The sequence below is a fragment of the Streptomyces flavovariabilis genome, from assembly GCF_000725785.1.
GTDB lineage: Bacteria > Actinomycetota > Actinomycetes > Streptomycetales > Streptomycetaceae > Streptomyces > Streptomyces hawaiiensis.
The window spans coordinates 52,447-71,218 of sequence record NZ_JNXD01000003.1 but is presented as its reverse complement, the minus strand read 5'-3'; the positions used below and the strand labels follow the sequence as shown (position 1 = coordinate 71,218).

17 protein-coding genes and 2 pseudogenes are annotated in these 18,772 nt (G+C 70.3%); 8 read left to right on the top strand and 11 right to left on the bottom strand.

The annotated features are described in order from the left end of the window. Positions 1 to 32: 32 nt before the first annotated feature. The gene (locus tag IO24_RS0107760) at positions 33 to 395 is read left to right on the top strand and encodes a rhodanese-like domain-containing protein (RefSeq protein ID WP_031133262.1); all 363 of its coding nucleotides are present in this window, start codon (positions 33 to 35) and stop codon (positions 393 to 395) included. Beyond that, a complete protein-coding gene (locus IO24_RS0107755) occupies positions 392 to 1,141 on the top strand; it encodes a sulfite exporter TauE/SafE family protein (RefSeq protein WP_031133259.1) in 750 nt (249 codons plus the stop codon). Before IO24_RS0107760 ends, IO24_RS0107755 begins: the two co-directional genes overlap by 4 nt. Before the next feature lie 10 nt (positions 1,142 to 1,151). Here the strand turns inward: IO24_RS0107755 and IO24_RS0107750 are convergent, their stop codons facing one another. After that, complete coding sequence (locus IO24_RS0107750; RefSeq protein ID WP_031133256.1) at positions 1,152 to 1,433, bottom strand: metal-sensitive transcriptional regulator; 282 nt, start codon at positions 1,431 to 1,433, stop codon at positions 1,152 to 1,154. Positions 1,434 to 1,509: 76 nt separating this feature from the next. On the opposite strand from IO24_RS0107750, the gene IO24_RS0107745 reads away from it, so the two are divergent. Beyond that, positions 1,510 to 2,088: a rhodanese-like domain-containing protein gene (locus IO24_RS0107745; protein ID WP_031133254.1), complete on the top strand. Its 579-nt coding sequence runs from the start codon at positions 1,510 to 1,512 to the stop codon at positions 2,086 to 2,088. Positions 2,089 to 2,396: 308 nt separating this feature from the next. Here the strand turns inward: IO24_RS0107745 and IO24_RS0107740 are convergent, their stop codons facing one another. Then, positions 2,397 to 3,449, bottom strand: a complete 1,053-nt coding sequence (locus tag IO24_RS0107740) for a class I fructose-bisphosphate aldolase (protein ID WP_031133253.1) — start codon at positions 3,447 to 3,449, stop codon at positions 2,397 to 2,399. Positions 3,450 to 3,703: 254 nt separating this feature from the next. Here IO24_RS0107740 and IO24_RS0107735 point away from each other — a divergent pair, with 254 nt between their 5' ends. Continuing rightward, positions 3,704 to 4,591: a universal stress protein gene (locus IO24_RS0107735; RefSeq protein ID WP_031133252.1), complete on the top strand. Its 888-nt coding sequence runs from the start codon at positions 3,704 to 3,706 to the stop codon at positions 4,589 to 4,591. 4 nt (positions 4,592 to 4,595) lie between these two features. Here the strand turns inward: IO24_RS0107735 and IO24_RS0107730 are convergent, their stop codons facing one another. Both IO24_RS0107730 and IO24_RS47120 read right to left on the bottom strand, forming a co-directional pair. Beyond that, positions 4,596 to 5,621 carry a 6-phosphofructokinase gene (locus tag IO24_RS0107730; RefSeq protein WP_031133250.1) on the bottom strand — a complete coding sequence of 342 codons (1,026 nt, stop codon included), beginning with the start codon at positions 5,619 to 5,621 and terminating at the stop codon, positions 4,596 to 4,598. Between the two features lie 252 nt (positions 5,622 to 5,873). Then, positions 5,874 to 7,960 (bottom strand): annotated as a pseudogene (locus tag IO24_RS47120) (putative PEP-binding protein). A 751-nt stretch (positions 7,961 to 8,711) separates the two neighbouring features. Between IO24_RS47120 and IO24_RS0107720 the strand changes: the two are divergent. The 3 genes from IO24_RS0107720 to IO24_RS0107710 are packed head-to-tail and all read left to right on the top strand — an operon-like array spanning position 8,712 to position 12,700. Beyond that, complete coding sequence (locus tag IO24_RS0107720; RefSeq protein ID WP_031133248.1) at positions 8,712 to 11,408, top strand: bifunctional acetate--CoA ligase family protein/GNAT family N-acetyltransferase; 2,697 nt, start codon at positions 8,712 to 8,714, stop codon at positions 11,406 to 11,408. Positions 11,409 to 11,446: 38 nt separating this feature from the next. Beyond that, positions 11,447 to 12,181, top strand: a complete 735-nt coding sequence (locus IO24_RS0107715; RefSeq protein ID WP_031133246.1) for a CBS domain-containing protein — start codon at positions 11,447 to 11,449, stop codon at positions 12,179 to 12,181. A 15-nt stretch (positions 12,182 to 12,196) separates the two neighbouring features. Further along, complete coding sequence (locus tag IO24_RS0107710) at positions 12,197 to 12,700, top strand: flavodoxin domain-containing protein (protein WP_031133244.1); 504 nt, start codon at positions 12,197 to 12,199, stop codon at positions 12,698 to 12,700. A gap of 28 nt (positions 12,701 to 12,728) precedes the next feature. Here the strand turns inward: IO24_RS0107710 and IO24_RS0107705 are convergent, their stop codons facing one another. The 5 genes and pseudogenes from IO24_RS0107705 to IO24_RS47110 form a co-directional block, all read right to left on the bottom strand. Further along, positions 12,729 to 13,634, bottom strand: a complete 906-nt coding sequence (locus IO24_RS0107705) for a universal stress protein (RefSeq protein WP_031133242.1) — start codon at positions 13,632 to 13,634, stop codon at positions 12,729 to 12,731. Between the two features lie 83 nt (positions 13,635 to 13,717). Beyond that, complete coding sequence (locus IO24_RS0107700) at positions 13,718 to 14,788, bottom strand: zinc-dependent alcohol dehydrogenase family protein (RefSeq protein ID WP_031133240.1); 1,071 nt, start codon at positions 14,786 to 14,788, stop codon at positions 13,718 to 13,720. A 230-nt stretch (positions 14,789 to 15,018) separates the two neighbouring features. Continuing rightward, positions 15,019 to 15,210, bottom strand: coding sequence for a hypothetical protein (locus tag IO24_RS46230; protein ID WP_234335173.1), 192 nt, complete (start codon positions 15,208 to 15,210; stop codon positions 15,019 to 15,021). Further along, positions 15,164 to 15,478, bottom strand: coding sequence for a diacylglycerol kinase family protein (locus tag IO24_RS47115; protein WP_267886812.1), 315 nt, complete (start codon positions 15,476 to 15,478; stop codon positions 15,164 to 15,166). Before IO24_RS47115 ends, IO24_RS46230 begins: the two co-directional genes overlap by 47 nt. Before the next feature lie 107 nt (positions 15,479 to 15,585). Beyond that, positions 15,586 to 15,702 (bottom strand): annotated as a pseudogene (locus IO24_RS47110) (diacylglycerol/lipid kinase family protein); the annotation flags it as partial. 636 nt (positions 15,703 to 16,338) lie between these two features. Between IO24_RS47110 and IO24_RS0107690 the strand changes: the two are divergent. Continuing rightward, a complete protein-coding gene (locus IO24_RS0107690; RefSeq protein ID WP_031133238.1) occupies positions 16,339 to 17,574 on the top strand; it encodes a SpoIIE family protein phosphatase in 1,236 nt (411 codons plus the stop codon). A 67-nt stretch (positions 17,575 to 17,641) separates the two neighbouring features. Here the strand turns inward: IO24_RS0107690 and pspAA are convergent, their stop codons facing one another. Beyond that, on the bottom strand, positions 17,642 to 17,920 hold the full coding sequence (gene pspAA, locus IO24_RS0107685) for a PspA-associated protein PspAA (protein ID WP_031133236.1): 279 nt from the start codon (positions 17,918 to 17,920) through the stop codon (positions 17,642 to 17,644). After that, positions 17,917 to 18,693, bottom strand: coding sequence for a PspA/IM30 family protein (locus IO24_RS0107680; protein WP_031133234.1), 777 nt, complete (start codon positions 18,691 to 18,693; stop codon positions 17,917 to 17,919). Before IO24_RS0107680 ends, pspAA begins: the two co-directional genes overlap by 4 nt. Positions 18,694 to 18,772 lie beyond the last annotated feature (79 nt).

The window sequence follows — 18,772 nt, the reverse complement described above, 5'->3', positions numbered from 1 at the left end:
CACATCCCACCTTCCGCACGGAGACACGCACCATGTCGCCCTTCTTCCGACGCGGCTCCGGCCGCGTCACCCCCGAACAGGCCCACCGGCTGGTCGCCGACGGGCAAGCCGTCCTCCTCGACGTCCGCGAGACGCAGGAGTGGAACGCCGGGCACGCGCCCGGCGCGCTGCACCTGCCTCTCACCCGCTTGATGGCGGGAGCACCATTGCCCACCGCCGTGCGGGGCAGGCGGGTGGTGGCCATCTGTCGCTCCGGGAACCGCTCCCGCACGGCTGCGGACTTCCTCGCTGCCGTCGGCGTTGAGGCCACCGACGTCACCGGAGGCATGACCGCCTGGGCCCGGCAGGGCCTGCCGGTCACCGGCGTGAACGGCAGTGGCGGTGTCATAGCGTGAGTGAGCTGGTCCTGGCCCTGATCGCCGGAGGGGTGGTGGGGCTGGCGCTCGGCGCGCTCGGTGGGGGCGGCAGCGTCCTGGCGGTGCCCGCGCTGATCTATCTGCTCGGTTTCACCCCGGCGGCCGCCACCACGGCCGCACTCCTCATCGTCGTCGCGACCTCGCTGACCGCCCTGTACGGTCACGCCCGCGCCGGGAACGTGCGGTGGCGAACGGGTGCCCTGTTCGCGGCGGCAGGTCTCCTGCCCGCCGCCGTGGCCGGGGCCCTGGCAGGGCGTCTGCCGCAGCCGCTGCTGACCGCCGCGTTCGCCGCCGTCGCCGCTGCCGCGGCCGTCCGTATGCTGCGCCCCGCCCGGGGCCTTCCCGCAGGGCCCCAGGGTGCACGGCCGGCCCGGGCCGCCGGAGCCGGCGCGGGGCTGGGGGCGCTGACCGGGCTGCTCGGCGTCGGCGGGGGCTTTCTTGCCGTTCCGGCTCTGGTCACGGTGCTGGCGTTCGAGATGCAGGCCGCGATCGGCACGAGCCTGCTGGTCATCTCCGCGAACTCGCTCGCCTCCCTGGCCACCCGGGGCGCCACCACGGCGGGCGTCGACTGGACGGTGATCGCGCCGTTCACCGGGGCCGCGATCCTGGGCGCCTGGGACGGCAAGCGGCTGGCCACCAGGATCTCCGGCCCCTTGCTGCAACGCACGTTCGCCGTCGTACTGCTGGCAGTGGCCGCGTTCATGCTCACCGACGCCCTGACATGACCGGACAGCCTCAGGCCAATGAGAGGAAGAGCTTCTCCAGCCGTGCCCGCATCACCTCGCGGTCTTCGGATGCCGCCATGTCCCCGTCTGCCAGGCACTGCTGGAGGCCGGTGGCGATGATCGCGAAGCCTGCTCTGTCCAGCGCCCGGGACGCCGCCGAGAGCTGCGTGACCACGTCCTCGCAGTCCCGCCCCTCCTCGATCATCTTGATCACACCGGCGATCTGGCCCTGCGCCCGGCGCAACCTGTTGACCACCGTCCTCAGTTCCTCAGCCGCCATCACCAGTTCCACAGCCCACACTCCTTCGCGGATACCCCCATGGGTATCCTACCGAAGGGGTGACGTACAGAGAGCAAAGGAAATTCCCGTGGCACACACCGCCCTCACCGCCGGCCAGGCCAGCGCCCGCCTTCACGAGCTGACCGTCATCGACGTACGCACCCCCGGCGAATACGCGACCGGCCACCTGCCCGACGCCCACAACATCCCCCTCGACCACCTCGACGCGGCCCTGCCCGCGCTCAAGATGGCCGCCGAGCGCGGCGACCTCCTGGTCGTGTGCGCCTCGGGCGCCCGCTCCGCAGAAGCCTGCCGGCGACTGGCCGAGGCCGGCATCACAGCCGCCACCCTCACCGGAGGCACCAGCACCTGGACCCAGCTCGGCCACGACGTCCACCGCCCCGCCGGCGTCCGCGCACCCTGGCCGATGGAGCGGCAGGTCCGCCTGGCCGCCGGGTCCCTCGTCCTGTCGGGCCTCCTCGCCGGACGGCTCCGCCCGGGGGCGCGATGGATCTCCGCAGGCGTCGCCGGTGGCTTGGTCTTCTCCGCGGTCACCGACACCTGCGGCATGGCCCGCCTGCTCGCCAAGCTCCCGTACAACCGGCCCAAGGCGACGGACCTCGATTCCACTCTCACTGCGCTGAGCGGCGGACGTCCCTCGGTCTGAGCCGCGCCAGCGGGTGAGGCTTCGGACACGACGTTCCCCGGCGGTCGAACGTGCACGGGCGGTGGTGTCCGACGTCGTTGTAAGTCATGTCGTGGTCACTGTCGAGCCCTTGACTCCTCTGGCGACGCGCGTCGTTGGTGGCGCTTCACAGCTGGTCCGCGTGGAGCGCCACGATGCCCGCGTTACCGAATGCCCTACGCCCGTACGCGAATTTGCCGGACGCCCTCGCCGAGGGGTGCAGCTGATGCGGTCCGAGCCCCTGGCCGGCCCTCGGGTGCGCCTGTGCACGGCGGGGCGCCGTTGGCTGGTCAGGCCACGGTGACGTCGTCGTCGAGGTAGACGTCCTGTACGGCGTGGAGCAGCGCGATGCCCTCTGCGGTGGGACGCTGGAAGGCCTTCCTGCCGGTGATGAGGCCGGTGCCTCCTGCCCGCTTGTTGATCACGGCGGTCCGTACGGCCTGCACCAGGTCTCCTTTGCCGGCCGACGCACCGCCGCTGTTGATGAGCCCGACGCGTCCCATGTAGCAGTTGGCCACCTGCCAGCGCGTGAGGTCGATCGGATGATCGGTGGTGAGCTTGTCGTACAGACGCTCGTCGGTCCTGCCGAAGCCCAGCGCGAGATAGCCGCCGTTGTTCTCCGGCTGCTTCTGCTTGACGATGTCGGCCTCGATCGTCACACCGAGGTGGTTGGCCTGCCCGGTGAGGTCGGCCGACACCGAGTAGTCCACGCCGTCCTTCTTGAACGCCGGGTTGCGCAGGTAGCACCACAGCACGGTGAACATGCCCAGCTGATGGGCGCGCGCGAATGCCTCGCGGGCTTCCTGCAACTGTCGGTCCGACTGCTCCGAGCCGAAGTAGACGGTGGCGCCGACACCGGCCGCGCCCAGGTCGAAACACTGCTCGACATCGCCGAACATGACCTGGTCGTAGTGGTTCGGGTAGGTCAGCAGCTCGTTGTGGTTGAGCTTGACGATGAACGGGATCCGGTGCGCATAGCGCCGTGACACGGCACCGAGCACACCGAGCGTGCTCGCGACCGCGTTGCAGCCACCCTCGACGGCAAGTTCGACAATGTTCCCGGGGTCGAGATAGCGGGGGTTCGCGGCAAAGGCGGACGCCGCCGAGTGTTCGATGCCCTGGTCGACCGGCAGGATCGACAGGTGTCCTGTCCCCGCCAGACGGCCATGGTCGAAAAGAGACTGCAGGTTGCGCAGGACCCGGGGGGAGCGGTCGGACACGGCCACGGCCCGCTCCACAAAGTCGGGGCCTGGAAGCACCAGGTCTTCCTTGGGGATCCCGTGAGCGGTGTGGGCCAGCAGGTCATCGGCCTCATCGCCCAGCAAGCCTTGGATGTCGGTCATCGGCTCGCCTCTTCGGTCGGTCGGGACATGCGACGTGGGACAGGTGGCACCCGGGTTCCCCCGACCACCGGGCTCATGTGACACGGATCGCCCTCAGGCCGAGCACCACGACCGCGCCGGGACAGGCTGCCGGAGCCCCTGTGGCTTCCGTATCCGGCCCGGGCGCCGGAGCGGTCCCGCCGTGGAACAGTGGAGGAGAGGAGTCATGGGCCCGTGGCCCCCGCGAAGGTTCGGGCCGGACGAAGGAGGCCAGGATGCGTCCCCCTGTGCTGGTGGGCATCGACGGGTCCGAGCGCGCCGCGGCGGCAGCCGATTGGGCGGCGCGGGAGGCCGCGCTGCGCGGCGTTCCGCTGCGACTGCTCCACGCCTCTCCCCAGCTTCCCGGGACCGTCGTGCCTGGCACGGCACGGGACCGGTTGCAGGAGATGGGCGCCCAGTTGGTCCAGCGGACGGTTACGGAATTCGCCGACCGTTACCCAGACCTGGAAGTGGAGGGCGAGCATGCCGATGACTCCCCGGCCGACGCCCTCCGCAGCGCGGCACGTGATGCCGCACTCCTCGTTGTCGGCACCCGCGGAACGGGCGGTTTCGAGGGGCTGGCAGTCGGCTCGGTGGCCCTGCGGACGGCGGCAGTGGCGTCTTGCCCCGTCGTGCTCGTCCCTCACCGTTCCGGCACCTTCGCCGATGGGGCGTCCGCGGCACGCGGCACCGGCCAGGTCGTGCTGGGGTTCAACGCGCATCGGCCGGTCGGTGAGGCGGCCGACTTCGCTTTCTCGGCCGCCGAGGCCCGCGCGGCACCTCTGCGCGTGGTGCAGGCCTGGGCCCTTCCCGTCGAGTCCGTCTCACCCCGCATCCTGGTGGTGACCGAGGAGGACCGAGCCACCTGGGAGGATCAGGAGGTTCTGCGGCTCTCTGACGCCCTGCGTCCGTGGCAGCGAAAGTACCCGGGTGTGACGGTCGGCTCCGACGTCATGCTGCTCCACCCAGCGGAAGCACTCCTGAACGCCTCCCGGGGTGCGGGCCTGCTCGTCGTGGGGCGCCGTACCGAGCCGCAGGCGGCCGAAGGCCGACTGGGCCCGGTCGCCCACGCCGTACTGCACCACGCCCGCTGCCCGGTCGCGGTCGTACCGCACGCCGGATGACGGGTCAGCCGTAGAACGCCTCGAACTCGTCGTACAGCGACGGCTCCACCACCTTGTTCTCCGCTGTGGCTTCCGCGAGGGGCACGCGGACGATTCGCGTGCTCCGCAGGGCGACCATGCAGCCGAAGTCCCCCTCCTTGACCGCGTCGATGGCGTGCAGCCCGAAGCGGGTGGCCAACCACCGGTCGAAGGGGCTCGGGGTACCGCCGCGCTGGATGTGGCCCAGGACCGTGGTGCGGGCGTCCTTCGCGGTGCGTGCGGAGATCTCCTGGGCCAGCCATTCACCGATGCCGGACAGCCGCACATGACCGAACTCGTCCAGAGACTGGTCCTTGACGATCATTTGACCCTCTTTGGGGGTCGCCCCTTCGGCCACGACGACGATCGGCGCGTAGTTGATCTGGAACCGGCGCTTCACCTGCTCACACACCTGCTCGATGTCGAACGGCCGCTCCGGGATGAGGATCACGTTGGCGCCGCCGGCGATGCCGGCGTGCAGGGCGATCCAGCCGGAGTGCCGTCCCATCACCTCCACCACAAGGGCGCGCATGTGTGACTCGGCGGTGGTGTGAAGGCGGTCGATGGCCTCCGTCGCGATACCGACGGCGGTGTCGAAGCCGAAGGTGTAGTCGGTACCCGAGACGTCATTGTCGATGGTCTTCGGCACGCCGACCAGATTGATCCCCTGTCGGCTGAGCTCCGTGGCCGCCCCCAGCGTGTCCTCCCCGCCGATCACGACAAGCGCGTCCACATCATGCGCCGCGAGCGTGTCCCGCTCTCGTCGCAGCCCCTCCTCGTGCTTGAACGGGTTGGTGCGAGAGGACCCGAGGATGGTCCCGCCGCGGGGAAGAATTCCCCGAACGCTGGAGATTTCGAGTGGAACGACGTCGTTCTTGAGCAATCCGAGCCAGCCGTCCCGCACACCGACGAAATCGAATGAGTATTCCTGGACGCCTTTGCGGACGACGGCGCGGATCACGGCGTTGAGGCCGGGACAATCACCGCCACCGGTCAGTACTCCGACCTTCATGGGTCTTCTCCCATCCGATGCACACCCTGTCCGGTCGCGGCCCTCGTCGCGACCGGGGACGGCTGCCGGGGCACGTGGATCGCCGCCTCCCTCCAGCCTCCCCCGGTTCCGTCGGCGGTGGCCACTCGACAGGCGCAAAACCGCAGGCCCCCTGTGTGGTGAGCCGGGTGACACCGACGCAGGCATGCGACACCCGGCCTCCCCGAGAAACGAAGCTTCGCGCCGACGATCAGGCGGTACGGCTGACGGACGTCACTTGCTGTCACTGCCGACGGCACCGACGAGCGCCGCCCGCCCCGCCTCCAGCCTCGCCGCCGGGATCCGGAAGGGTGAGCAGGAGACGTAGTCCAGCCCGGCCCGATGGAAGAAGTGGATGGACTCCGGATCACCGCCGTGCTCGCCGCACACTCCCGTCTCCAGACGGGAGTTGACCGCACGGCCGGCCTCGACGGCGAGTTCCACGAGGCGTCCCACCCCCTCCTGGTCGAGGGTCTCGAAGGGGGAGGCGGCGAAGACGCCCTTCTCCAAGTAGAGAGGGAAGAAGGACGCCTCGGCGTCGTCGCGGGACAGGCCCCAGGTCGTCTGGGTGAGGTCGTTCGTGCCGAACGAGAAGAAGTCGGCCACCTCGGCGATCCGGCCGGCGGTGAGTGCCGCACGGGGTAGTTCAATCATGGTGCCGGATCGGGCAGTCCAGGGTGGTCCCCGTCTCCATTGCGACTTCCGCGAGCACTCGCTCCGCCTCCGCCCGCGCCAGCCGCAGCTCCTCTACCGTCCCCACGAGCGGGATCATGATCTCGGCGCGGGGCCGACCTGCGTCACGCAGCCGCTGGGCGACGGCCTCGGCGACCGCCCGGACCTGCATGGCGATCAGGCCGGGCACGGCGAGGCCGAGGCGTACCCCGCGCAGCCCCAGCATCGGGTTCTGTTCGTGCATCCGCTCGACGGCGGTGAGGAGTTCGCGGTCGTGCGGATCGGGGTGGGCGGTGGAGGCGATGCGGACGGCCAGGTCCGTGCGGTCGGGCAGGAACTCGTGCAGCGGCGGGTCGAGCAGCCGGATCGTCACCGGCAGTCCGTCCATCGCCTCCAGAATGCCGGTGAAGTCCTCGCGCTGGAGCGGCAGCAATGCGGCCAGGGCCGCCTCGCGTGCGGTGTCGTCGTGGGCCAGGATCATCGCCTCGACCAGGGCCCTGCGGTCGCCGAGGAACATGTGCTCGGTGCGGTTCCGTGCCGTCGACGCGGGCCAGCGCCTCGTCGGGCGTGATCGTGCCCGCCTCGTCGAGCTCGTGCGCGATGCGGAAGGCTGCCTCGGCGGTGCGCTTGCCCACCCGTGTCTGCAGGATCCACAGGCGTCCGCGCTCGACTGTGAACTCGACGTCGCACAGGTCGCGGTAATGGGCCTCCAGAGTGCGCAGGTGATCGCCGAGCTGTCCGTACGCCCGGGGGTCGAGGTGCTCCAGCTCGGCCAGCAGGACGGCGTTGCGCACGCCGGCGACGACGTCCTCGCCCTGGGCGTCGGGCAGATAGTCGCCGTACATGCCACGCTCCCCTGTGGCAGGGTCGCGGGTGAAGGCGACGCCGGTGCCGGAGTCGGGGCCGAGGTTGCCGAAGACCATCGCCTGGATGTTCACCGCGGTGCCGAGGTCGTCTGGGATGTGTTCGCGGCGGCGGTAGACGCGGGCGCGTTCGCTGTTCCAGGAGCCGAAAACCGCGCGGACGGCCCGGTAGAGCTGCTCGAAGGGGTCCTGCGGGAACTCCTCTCCCGTCTCGCGGCGGATGACGCCCTTGAACTCCTCGACGACGTGCGCCAGTTCCTCCGCGTCCAGGGCGTGGTCGTCGGTCACGGACAGCGCGGTCTTATGGGCTCCGACGACCCGTTCGAACAGCCCGGCGTCCACCCCCATCACGCTGTGGCCGAACATCTGGAGCAGGCGGCGGTAGGAGTCCCAGGCGAACCGCTCCCGTCCGGACGCCTTGGCAAGGCCGGCCACGGAGTCGTCGTTGAGACCGATGTCGAGGATGGTGTCCATCATCCCGGGCATGGAGAAACGCGCTCCGGAACGAACGGACACCAGCAGCGGATCGTCGGCCCGCCCGAGATCGCGCCCCAAGGCACGCTCCAGGTTGGCCAGCGCATGGGCCACCTCCACGCCGAGCTCCGGCGGTTCCTGACCGGTCTCCAGATACACCCGGCACGCCTCCGTGGTGACGGTGAAGCCGGGCGGCACCGGCAGTTCGAGCCGAGTCATCTCGGCCAGGCCGGCGCCCTTGCCGCCGAGCAGGTCAGCCATCTCCCGGCTGCCCTCGGCGAACTCGTACAGGTACTGGGTAGGTGTGCTCATCTCGCACCGGGTCTCTCACTCGTGCGGCACGACGGCCACGGGGCAGCCGACCTGGTGGACGACGGCGTGGGTGACGGGACCAGGTGCGGACCCACCGTGCGATCGGTGACCCGGTTAAAGAGCTCAGGCCGTGTGAGCCCAGGACCCGGGGTTCGCACTGCTCGGCGGCTCTCAGCCGACCCAGGGGCGGCCGGGCCCTCGATCAGCTCGTCGCGCTGGGCGGCGCCCAGGCTCTCCCCGACTCCGGCGATGACAGGCGCAACCATGACGCGCACCTCCTGAGCTCGATGTGCTCCTCGCTGCCATGCGTCACGGGCCGAGGCCGGGCGCCGTGCAGGGGCCGCCATGTCCTCGCGGAGGGCCGTACGGCCCATACGCCAAGTCTGGGTCGACACGGTGACTCCCGCATGCGGGCGGTACGACCCGCCGGTGAGGGCCGTACGGCCATGGAACAGCGGCCGGGGTGGCCCCTCCACCAGAGACCGTGGTGAGTGCCTGCGACGGTGGCCCGCCCGCCTCATCGGACTGTGGGAGGGCGCCCGTCTGGCCGTGGTCGTGGACGCGGCGCGGGCGCTACGCGCCATTGACGTCCTGCGCCCCATGGCGGGCGCCATGGACACGGAGCCGGCGAGCCAGGGCCGTGAGGGGCCTACCTGGGACCGTCGGACCCTTCACATGCCCGTCCGGCCCATCGGCTCGCGGCCTTCCGAGAGCGAGACTGAAACTGCGGACCGGCGACGAAAGGCATGCCATGAGCGTCACCCCGGCATCCGGCGAACGGGTGCACGCCCTTCTCACCGACGGCACGACGGTGTGCGTACGGCCCGCGCGGCCGGACGACCAGAAGGCCGTCCTCCGGTTGTACTCGGAAATGTCGGACGCGAACCTGCGGCTGCGCTTCTTCTCCGTGAGCCGGCGCTCCGCCGAGCAGGCCGCCGCCAGGGTCGCCCAGCCGGAGGACTCCGGCTACCGGGCGCTGGTCGCCGAGCGCGGTGGCCGGATCATCGGCATCGCCGAGTACCAGATCGATGCCGGGAAAACGGCCGGCAGTGCCGAGATCTCGCTCGCGGTGGGGGACGAACGCCATCACCGCGGAGTGGGCACCCTGCTGCTGGAGCACCTGATCTCCGCTGCCCGCGCTCACGGCATCAGGACGTTCGCCGCGGACGCGCTCACCGACAACCACGAGATGCTCAAGGTCTTCGCCGACCTGGGGCTGCGCGCGGAACGGCGCTTCGACGGGCCTGAGGTGCACTGCGTGATCCCTCTGGACGACACGGAGGACTACCGCCGGAGCGTCGAGCGCCGCGGGCAGGCCGCGGATGTGGCCAGCCTGGCGCCGCTGCTGCGGCCCGGGTGCGTCGCGGTCGTCGGGGCGGGCCGCAGGCCGGGCTCGGTGGGCCGGGCCGTGTTGCACAACCTGACCACCGGCGGGTTCACGGGCCAGTTGTACGCGGTCAACCCGGCGGCTACGTCGATCCTCGGCGTCCGCGCCTACCCGGGCGTGAGTGCCCTGCCGATGATCCCCGGCCTGGCGGTGATCGCCGTGCCTGCCGAGAAAGTCGCACAGGTCGCCGAGGAGTGCGGGCAGTTCGGTGTCCGGGCTCTGCTGGTGGTCTCCTCCGGGCTCGACGCCCACCAGTCCAGGAAACTTCTGGCAGCGTGCCGTGAGCACGACATGCGTCTCGTCGGCCCGAACTGCCTCGGCCTGGCCAACACCGAGGAGGGGCTCCGTCTCGACGCCACCTTCGCCGCCGCCCACCCCGCACGGGGCAGCGCCGGGGTCGCCGTACAGTCCGGCGGGGTGGGCATCGCCCTGCTCGGCGGGCTGGAGCGACTCGGCATCGGTGTCTCCAGCTTCGTCTCGCTCGGCGACAAGTACGACGTCAGTGGCAACGACTTGCTCCAGTGGTGGGAGTCCGACGGGCGCACCGACCTGGCGCTGCTGCACCTGGAGTCCTTCGGCAATCCGCGTGCCTTCTCCCGTACCGCCCGCCGCGTCACCCGCCGCATGCCCATCCTGACCGTCGACGCGGGCCGTACCCAGGCGGGCCGACGGGCCGCCGCCTCGCACACCGCGGCGGCCGCCACGACGACCATGACGCGGCGCGCGCTCTTCGCCCAGGCCGGGATCACCGCCGCCCGCGCCATCCCCGAACTGCTGGAAACCGCTGCCCTGTTGCACTCCCAGCCACTGCCCGCCGCCGACCGGGTCGTCGTCGTCACCAACGCGGGCGGCGCCGGTGTGCTGGCGGCGGACGCGTGTGCGGAGGCCGGATTGAACCTGCCGCCACTGCCGCCCGGCCTCGTCGACGACCTGCTGACCGTTCTCCCGCCGGGCGCGAGTACCGCCAACCCCGTCGACGCGACGGCGGCGGTCACCGAGGAGCAGTTGCGCACCTGCCTTGACCGGCTCGCCACCCACGAGGGCGTCGACGCGGTACTCGTCGCACTGGTACCCACCGCCGTCGCGGCAGCGACCGGCGACGTCCTGGTGAATGCCCTCACCCACGCCCCGGCACGCCGCTCCCGCACGATCGCCGCCGTTCTCCTGGACCAGGACGTACCGGTGCGGCTGCTGCCGTCGAACACCGGCCAGGTGCCGGCGTACGCCGACCCGCAGGCGGCGGCCCGCGCCCTCGCCCACGCAGCCGAACGCGCCCGATGGCTGGCCCGGCCGCCCGGCACCGTCACGGCTCTGGAAGGCATCGACACCTCGCGTGGCCGGACCCTGGTGGATCGGTTCCTGAAGCAGCATCCCGACGGCGCCTGGCTCGACCCGCGCACCTGCGCCGAACTCCTCGACTGCTACGGCATCCCGCAGTCGCAGTGGGCCTGGGTGGAAACCGAGGACGAGGCCGTGTGGGCCGCCGACCGGCTCAAGGGGCCGGACGGGCACGTCGTCCTCAAGGCCTACTGGCCGGGGCTTGTACACAAGACGGCCCAGCACGCGGTCCATCTGGACCTGCGCGGGGACGCCCAGGTGCGTGCCGCCTTCCGGGACTTCGACGTCCGCTTCGGCCACATCATGACCGGGGCGGTGGTCCAGCCGCTCGCCCCGCGCGGCATCGAACTCTTCGCGGGCGTGGTCCAGGACGAGGTGTTCGGGCCGCTGGTCCTGTTCGGCCTCGGTGGCACGGCGACGGAGGTCCTGGCCGACCACGCGGCGCGGCTCGCCCCGCTGACGGACACAGACGTGCACGACCTGATCACCGCACCGCGCTGCGCGCCCCTCCTTTTCGGGTGTGACGGCACCGGTCCGGTCGATCTCCCAGGTCTTGAGCAGTTGCTGCTGCGACTGTCCCGGATGGCGAGCGACCTGCCGCAGCTGGCGGAGGCGGACTTCAATCCGGTCCTCGCCCGGCCCGAGCACATCACCGCTCTCGACGCGCGGATCCGGCTGCTGCCGCGCCGCGCCCAAGACCCCTATCTGCGCCGGCTCCGCTGAACCGCGGGTCTGCGCACCGCCGAAGGAGGCGGAACACGATGAAGCACAGCAAGGTCGGCGCACTGATGACGGCCGACGTCGTGCGCGCCGAGTACGGCACGCCGTTCAAGGAGGTGGCCCGGCTGCTCGCCGAGCACCGGATCAGTGGTCTGCCAGTGGTGGACGACGACGAAAAGGTCCTCGGGGTGATCTCCGAGACGGACGTGATGGTCAGGCAGGCGGAGACCCGGACGGACCCGTCCGAGCCGCGACGGCTGCTCCGCCGGCCGCGCTGGACGCCGGGATCGCGCGCTCGCCGGACCAAGGCGCAAGCCCGGACGGCCGGACAGCTCATGTCCCATCCCGCCATCACGGTCCACAGCGACGCGACCGTCGTCGAGGCGGCCCGCGTCATGGCACAGCACGGCGTCGAACGGCTGCCGGTTGTCGACGACGAGGAGCGGCTCGTCGGCATCGTCACCCGCCGCGATCTGCTCGAGGTGTTCCTGCGCCCAGACGCGGAGATCCGGGAGGCGATCAGAAACGAGGTACTGGGGCGGGCCTTGTGTCTGCCGCCCGATGCCGCCGACGTGGACGTCCGCGAGGGCGTCGTCACGCTCACCGGACAGCTGGAGCGGCGTGTGGAAACCACCTCGGCGGTGGAGATGTGCCGCCGGATGGACGGTGTGGTCGCGGTCGTCGACCACCTCACCTACCGTTTCGACGACTCCCGACTGTCGCCCGAGGAGCCGACCCTGCACGGGCTCCCCTACTACTGGCAGCGCAAGCCGTGAGAAGGCCTGGCAATCATGAAAGAGAAGGTTCTGGTGGCCTACGGTTCCACCAACGGATCGACGGCCGAGATCGCCGACTACGTCGGTGAGGTCCTGGCCGAGGAAGGGCTGGCCGTGGACGTGCGGCCCGCCTCGGACGTCACCGACCTCGCGTCGTACGGCGCGGTCGTCCTCGGCGGCGGACTCTACGGGGGCCGCTGGCATCGCGACACCCGACGCTTCGCACGGCGGCACCGCAAGGCCCTGGCCGAGCGGCCGGTGTGGCTGTTCAGCAGCGGGCCCCTCGACCCCTCGGCGTCCGAGCGGGACATCCCCCCGGCGCCCGGCGTACAGCGGGTGATGAACCGCATCGGCCCACGTGGTCACGCCACCTTCGGGGGACGGCTGGAGGGTGACGTCAAGGGGCGCATCGCCCGGATGATCGTCAAGTCCGGAAAGGGCGGCGACTATCGCGACTTCGAGCAGATCGGCACCTGGGCAACGATGGTGGCCCGGGACATGGCGGTGCCCGAAGGCTGACCGCTCCTGGTACGACCATTCCGGCTTGTCAGGCGTGTGCCACCACGGCGACGGGGGCGACGGCGTGGTGCAGGACGGCATGGGCGACGGGGCCGATGTGCACGCCGAACCGGCTGCGCCGTATCCGCCGACCCACGACGACCAGGGAGGCATCGCGGGAGGCGTTCGCCAGCTGGTCCGCAGCACTGCCGGCGCTGGAGGCCTCGATCACCTCGACGGCCGGGTACTTGTGCCGCCAGGGACGCAGTGCCTCGGTGAGCTCGGCCGCATACTCCCGGGCGAGCTCGTCGTACAGGCTCACATGGTCGGACAGGCCGTAGATGTTGTACGGCGGCGCGGTCCAGGCGTGCAGGACGCGCAGGGCCGTGTCGCGACAGGCCGCCTCCTCGAAAGCGAAGGTGATGACCATGTCGTCAAGACTGCGGGTGTCGAGGCCGAGGAGCACCGCGCGGAACGGGGTCGCCGCGGACGGTATGCCGGCGGGGTCCATGGTGTGCTCGTCCACTGCCTGTTCACTGGCCCGCACCAGTACCACCGGCACTTCGGTGCGCGCGATGACGGCCTGGCCCACGGAGCCGACCATGAATCCTCCGATCCCGCTCAGGCCGCGGGAGCCGAGGACCACCAGTTCGGCGTCCCTCGCCACGTCCACCAGGACATCGCCCGGCAGCCCGGTCAGGTGGACCGCGTTCACGTCCACTCCCGGATGACGTGACTGGAGCCCCTCAGCTGTCTCGCGTGGGATCCGCTCGCTCCAGTGCTGCAGGGTCTCCGGACCGAGAAGCGGGGCCTGTGCCATCGGTTCCGGGACGGGCTCCCAGACGTGCACCAGCCGCAGCGGCAGTCCACGCAGCTTCGCCTCACGAGCCGCCCACTCCGCGGCCGCCCGGCTCTCGGACGAGCCGTCAAGGCCCACCATGATGTAGCCCAGCATGCTGACCACTTCCTGAATCGTTATCCGTTGGCGACGCCTCTCGGGGAACAAGGCGCTGACCGTGCACCACACCGCCCCTCGGGTTACGCCGCCGGAACGGCCAGCTCGTCGTGCCGCTGCTCGCCGAGCACGACTTTGAGCGCGCCGGTGTCGGCGGCGTGTGCGAACACCTCGTACGCCTCTTCCATCTGGTCCAGCGGGAAGGTGTGGGTGACCAGCGGTGCGGTGGGCACCCGCCCGGAGGCCGCCATCCTCAGCAACATGGGCGTGGAGGACGTGTCCACCAGCCCGGTGGTGATGGTCACGTTCTTGATCCACAGGTCTTCGAGATGCAGGGTCGCGGGCTTGCCGTGCACGCCTACGTTGGCCACCCGGCCGCCGGGCCGCACCATGCGGGTGCACATCTCGAAGCTCTCCGGCACTCCCACCGCCTCGATGACCACGTCGGCGCCGAGGCCGTCGGTGAGGTCGGCGACGAGTTGCTCCGGCTCGTCCCGCACGGGGACGACGGCGTCTGCACCGAGCCGCTTGGCGGCCTCGAGCCGGGAGTCGGCGAGATCCACGGCGATGATCCGCTCCGGCGAGTACAGCCGGGCGGTGAGGATCGCGGCGAGTCCGATCGGCCCCGCCCCGACGACGACGACCGTGTCACCGGGCCGTACGCCCCCGTTGATCACGCCCACCTCGTAGGCGGTCGGGAAGATGTCCGCGAACAGCACGGCGTCCTGGCTCTCCAGCGCCCCCGGCAGCGGGTGCACGGACAGGTCGGCGTGGGGCACGCGCACATATTCCGCCTGTGTGCCGTCGATCAGGTGGCCGAGGATCCAGCCTCCGCCGCCCTGGCACTGGCCGTACGCGCCCTCCTTGCAGAAGCGGCAACGGCCGCAGGCGGTGATGCAGGAGACGAGGACCCGGTCGCCCGGACGGACAGTCCGCACGTCGCTGCCGGTCTCGACGACCTCGCCGACCGCTTCGTGTCCCAGCACCGTCCCGGAGGGCACCTCCGGCACGTCACCCTTGAGGATGTGCAGGTCCGTCCCGCAGATCGTGACGGCGTCGACCCGGACGATGGCGTCGGTGGGATCCTTGAGGCCCGGGTCCGGGACCTCCTCCCATGCGGACTGCCCGGCGCCGTGGAAAACGAAGCCCTTCATGTCCGTTCCTCCCTGGTCCTCCGGCCGTTCGGCCTGACGTCGTCGGATGACTGGGGTGGGCACGGAGCGCGCCGGAGATACCCCATGAATCCATCTTTGACCAGAGTGGTGGCCTTCGCTCGGGCCGGACGACCCTGTCGCAGGGCTGTTTGTCCCCTGCCGCCGACACCTTGTGCCGGTGTAATGGTCGGGGACCACGCGCGCGGGGCGAACATGCTCGTGACTTCCCCTCAGTGGCGTATCGCGCGCTCCGGCGGCATCCCCGTCCGATCCTTCGGCAGCAGCAAACGCAGGGCACCCGGCCGGATACCGCAGACGACGGGCAGAGGAAGCCGCACCGCTTCGCCGTCGACGCCCGCGTCGAGATGCCGCACCTCACCGTGCAGCGTGATGCGGGAGCAGACCAGATGACGGTCCCCCATGGTGTGTCCACGCGGGCCTCGACCCACTGCATAGTCGGGTGCCACTGCGGCGAACGCGCGAGGCTTGTCCTCCCGGTACCCGGGCTCCAGCAGGGCATCGGTGTACACACCGAAAGAGACGTTGTTGACGAAGACACGCGAGCCGAGCACCCCCCAGGTCCACCTGCGCGGGCTCACCGTCGACCAGGGCGTCCAGCGCCCGCCCGGGATCGCGCAGATCGAGGCCCAGGTCCCGGGCGAAGTGGTTGCGGGTGCCCGCCGGGACCACGGCCAGCGACCGGCCCGTGTCGGCGGCCACCGCGGCGACCGCCGAAACACGGTGCCGTCACCGCCCGCGACCCCCAGCACCTGCGCCCCCTCCGACACGGCGTTCCTCGCGAGCGACGCCGCGTCCTCTTCCGCGCTGGTCGTCCAGACCTGCGCTCCCATGCCCTCGGCCCGCTGTACCAGGCCGTAACGAGCCGTCTTGCCGCCGCCCGAGCGCGGGTTCATCACGATCACCACCCGGGCACGCGTTAGAGCGCCGGCCATCACCGCACACACACTCGGTGTTCAGGCGACGAGAAGGAATTGCCCGCCCATGTTCGCCAAGGTCGCCAGGCTTCCGCCGAGCAAGGGTCCAGTGGTGCGGTGCCGTGCGGGGGCATGGTGCACGTGCCTGCTGGGGTTTCGGAGGGGGATGTCATGCTGTCTCACCCTCCAGGTAGAGGGGTGGATCGGTTCCCCTCCATCGTCACTCCACCCAGCCCCGTATTGCCTGGCGGGAGGTGGTCAACGGAGAGTTGCCGGGTGGGTGCCGTCGCCCTGGGCCGCTTCGGCCGATCTCCCTGCGATGCCGGCAGCGCCGGGGTCCTCGCCCCATAAGGCTTGCCGACGCCTCCGGCGGAGACTCCTCCAGCCCGCATCCCTCTGGCTCAGCCTCGGCTGCGTGAACGAGCCGGCGCGTGGTCGGCGGGCAACGCTCCAGCTGCGGGGCAGTAGCTTCTGGGACCCGGTCGGGGGTCGCGGTGCCGGGTGAATGAACGCGAACGAACGAGCCCGAGCAGTGGATCGCTCGTAGATTGGAAGTCCAGGCAGTCGCGGATTGGAAATCCAGGCAGTCGCGCTCGCGGCCACGGAAAGCGCGTGATGACAGCGGACATCGATTTCACGGCGTTCTTCGACGCCACACCAAGCCCGTACCTGGTGCTGGATGCGGACCTTGTGATCCGCTACGTCAACCCGGCATGCCTGCGGACCGCAGGCATGACCAAGGACAAGTTGATCGGGAAGTACTTCTTCGACGCCCTGCCGGAAAATCCCGCCATCCGCGACGACGCAGAACATAACCTGAAGGCCTCGCTGCACCGGCTTCTGGACACCGGGAAGCCGGAAACCGCGGTGCTCCAGCGGTACGACGTTGCCGCCCCCGATCAGCAGGACGGGTTCGAGGAGCGATGGTGGTCCGTGGTTCACACTCCGCTTTCCGCGCCTGACGGCACAGTGAAGTGGATCATCCAGAAGATAGAGGACGTCACGGCCTTCGTCCACTCACCCCGGGCACGCCAGCTCAGCGAGGAGTCGCCCGAACGAACGGAGGGCATGGCAGCCGAGCTGTACGCACGGGCCCGCGAGCTGCACCGGCTGAACCAGGAACTGCGCCAGGCCCACGCCCGTGAACAGCAGGTCGCCGTCATCCTGCAAGAAGCCATGCTCTCCGTTCCTGACCTTGACCGGCACAGCAACATCGCCGTGCGCTACCTGCCCGCGGCTACGTCACTGAACGTGTGCGGCGACTGGTACGACATCGTCGACCTGCCACCCGACCGCTACGCCGTGGCGATCGGAGACGTCGTCGGCCACGGCCTGCACGCCGCCGCGGTCATGGGCATGCTCCGCAGCGCCCTGAGCGCCGTCACCCGCGCCATCCCCAGCCCCGCCCAGGCCCTGGAAGTCCTCGGCCTCTATGCCCGCTCCGTGGACGGCGCCATGGCCGCCACCGCGGTCAAGGTACTCATCGACACCCGCAGCAGGCTGATCATCTACAGCAACGCCGGGCACCCACCGCCCATCCTGCTCCACACCGACGGGACCTGCGACCTGCTGGACCAGGCCACCGACCCGCCACTCGGCACACGCGAGCACCACGTCCCCCGCCCCCAAGCCGGACTTCCCTACACCCCAGGAGACACCCTCGTGCTGTACACCGACGGCCTCATCGAACGCCGCGGCGAGGACATCGACGCCGGCTTGGAACGCCTGACCACTGCCCTGGCCCAGGACCGAACCCTCGCTCCTGACCTGCTGGCCGACGCACTGCTGACCCGGCTAGACGTCGCTGGGGGCGTCTCCGACGACATCGCTCTCGTCATCATCCGCCTATAACCTCGCGCAACTTCTTGATAGCGCACCGGAGATACTCCAGCCTCCACCCCGGATCAGGAAGAGGCGCTTACCCCGGGATGAGGCCCTCGTCGGAGAGCAGTTCCCGCACCTGTGTGAGGCTTGTGTCCTCGTCGGGCAGGACCAGGTCGGACGGCGTGATCGTTTCGGCCGGCAGAGGCGTGCCATAGCTGCGTACCGCGTCCAGCAGAGCCGACAGAGCGGTGGCGAACAGCGTGTCGTCGTCGGCGTCGGCTGCCGACTGCAGAGCGGCATCCAGCTCGTTGAGCCGGTCGAGGTGATCTTCCGTGATCTCGTACTGGCCCTCGCCGAGAATCCGCATGATCATGACGTCGCCTCCTGGTGCGGAGGGCCCTGCTCGGTGCTCCTGCCTTCGACGACCGGTGGGGTGGCGGACGCGGGGAGTTGGGCTTTCATCCGGGCCAGTTCCTTGTCCACGTCCTGGCCCGCGGTGACGCGTTCGAGTTCGGCCTGGATGTCGTCGCGGCCGGCGGGCAAGGTGGCGTCCTCCAAGGCACCGGAGGCGAGAAGTTCGTCCAGCGCTCCGGCGCGGGCCTGCAGCTGTTCCGTCTTGTCCTCGGCGCGCTGCATGGCCAGGCCGACATCGCCCATCTCCTCGCCGATGCCGGTGACCGCCTCGGTGATGCGGGTCTGGGCCTCGGCCGCGGTGTAGCGGGCCTTGATGGTCTCCTTGCTGGTCCGGAACGTGTCCACCTTCGCCTGGAGGCGCTGTGAGGCCAGGGTGAGTTTCTCCTCCTCGGCCTGCAGCGTCGCCTGCTGGGTCTGGAGATCTGTGAGCTGAGAGGCCACGGCGGTGCGCCGGCTCAGGGCTTCGCGGGCGAGGTCCTCGCGCCCGGCGGCGAGCGCCTGCTGGGCCTGGCCCTCCAGCTTGCCGCTGGACTGGCGCAACTGGTTGATCTGCAGATCGATGCGCTTGCGGCTGGTGGCCACGTCCGCCACACCGCGTCGTACCTTCTGCAGCATCTCCTGCTGCTGGGTATAGGAGTAGTCCAGTACCTCGCGCGGGTCTTCGGCTTTGTCCAGGGCCTTGTTCGCCTTGATCCGGAACAGGGCGGCTATGCGGTGGGCGATGCTGGTCATAGCGGCCTGCCTCCTCTCGATCGATGAGGAATCAGCCAGGCCATGCCACGTCTGCGGGACACTTCCAGGCTCCGGCGGC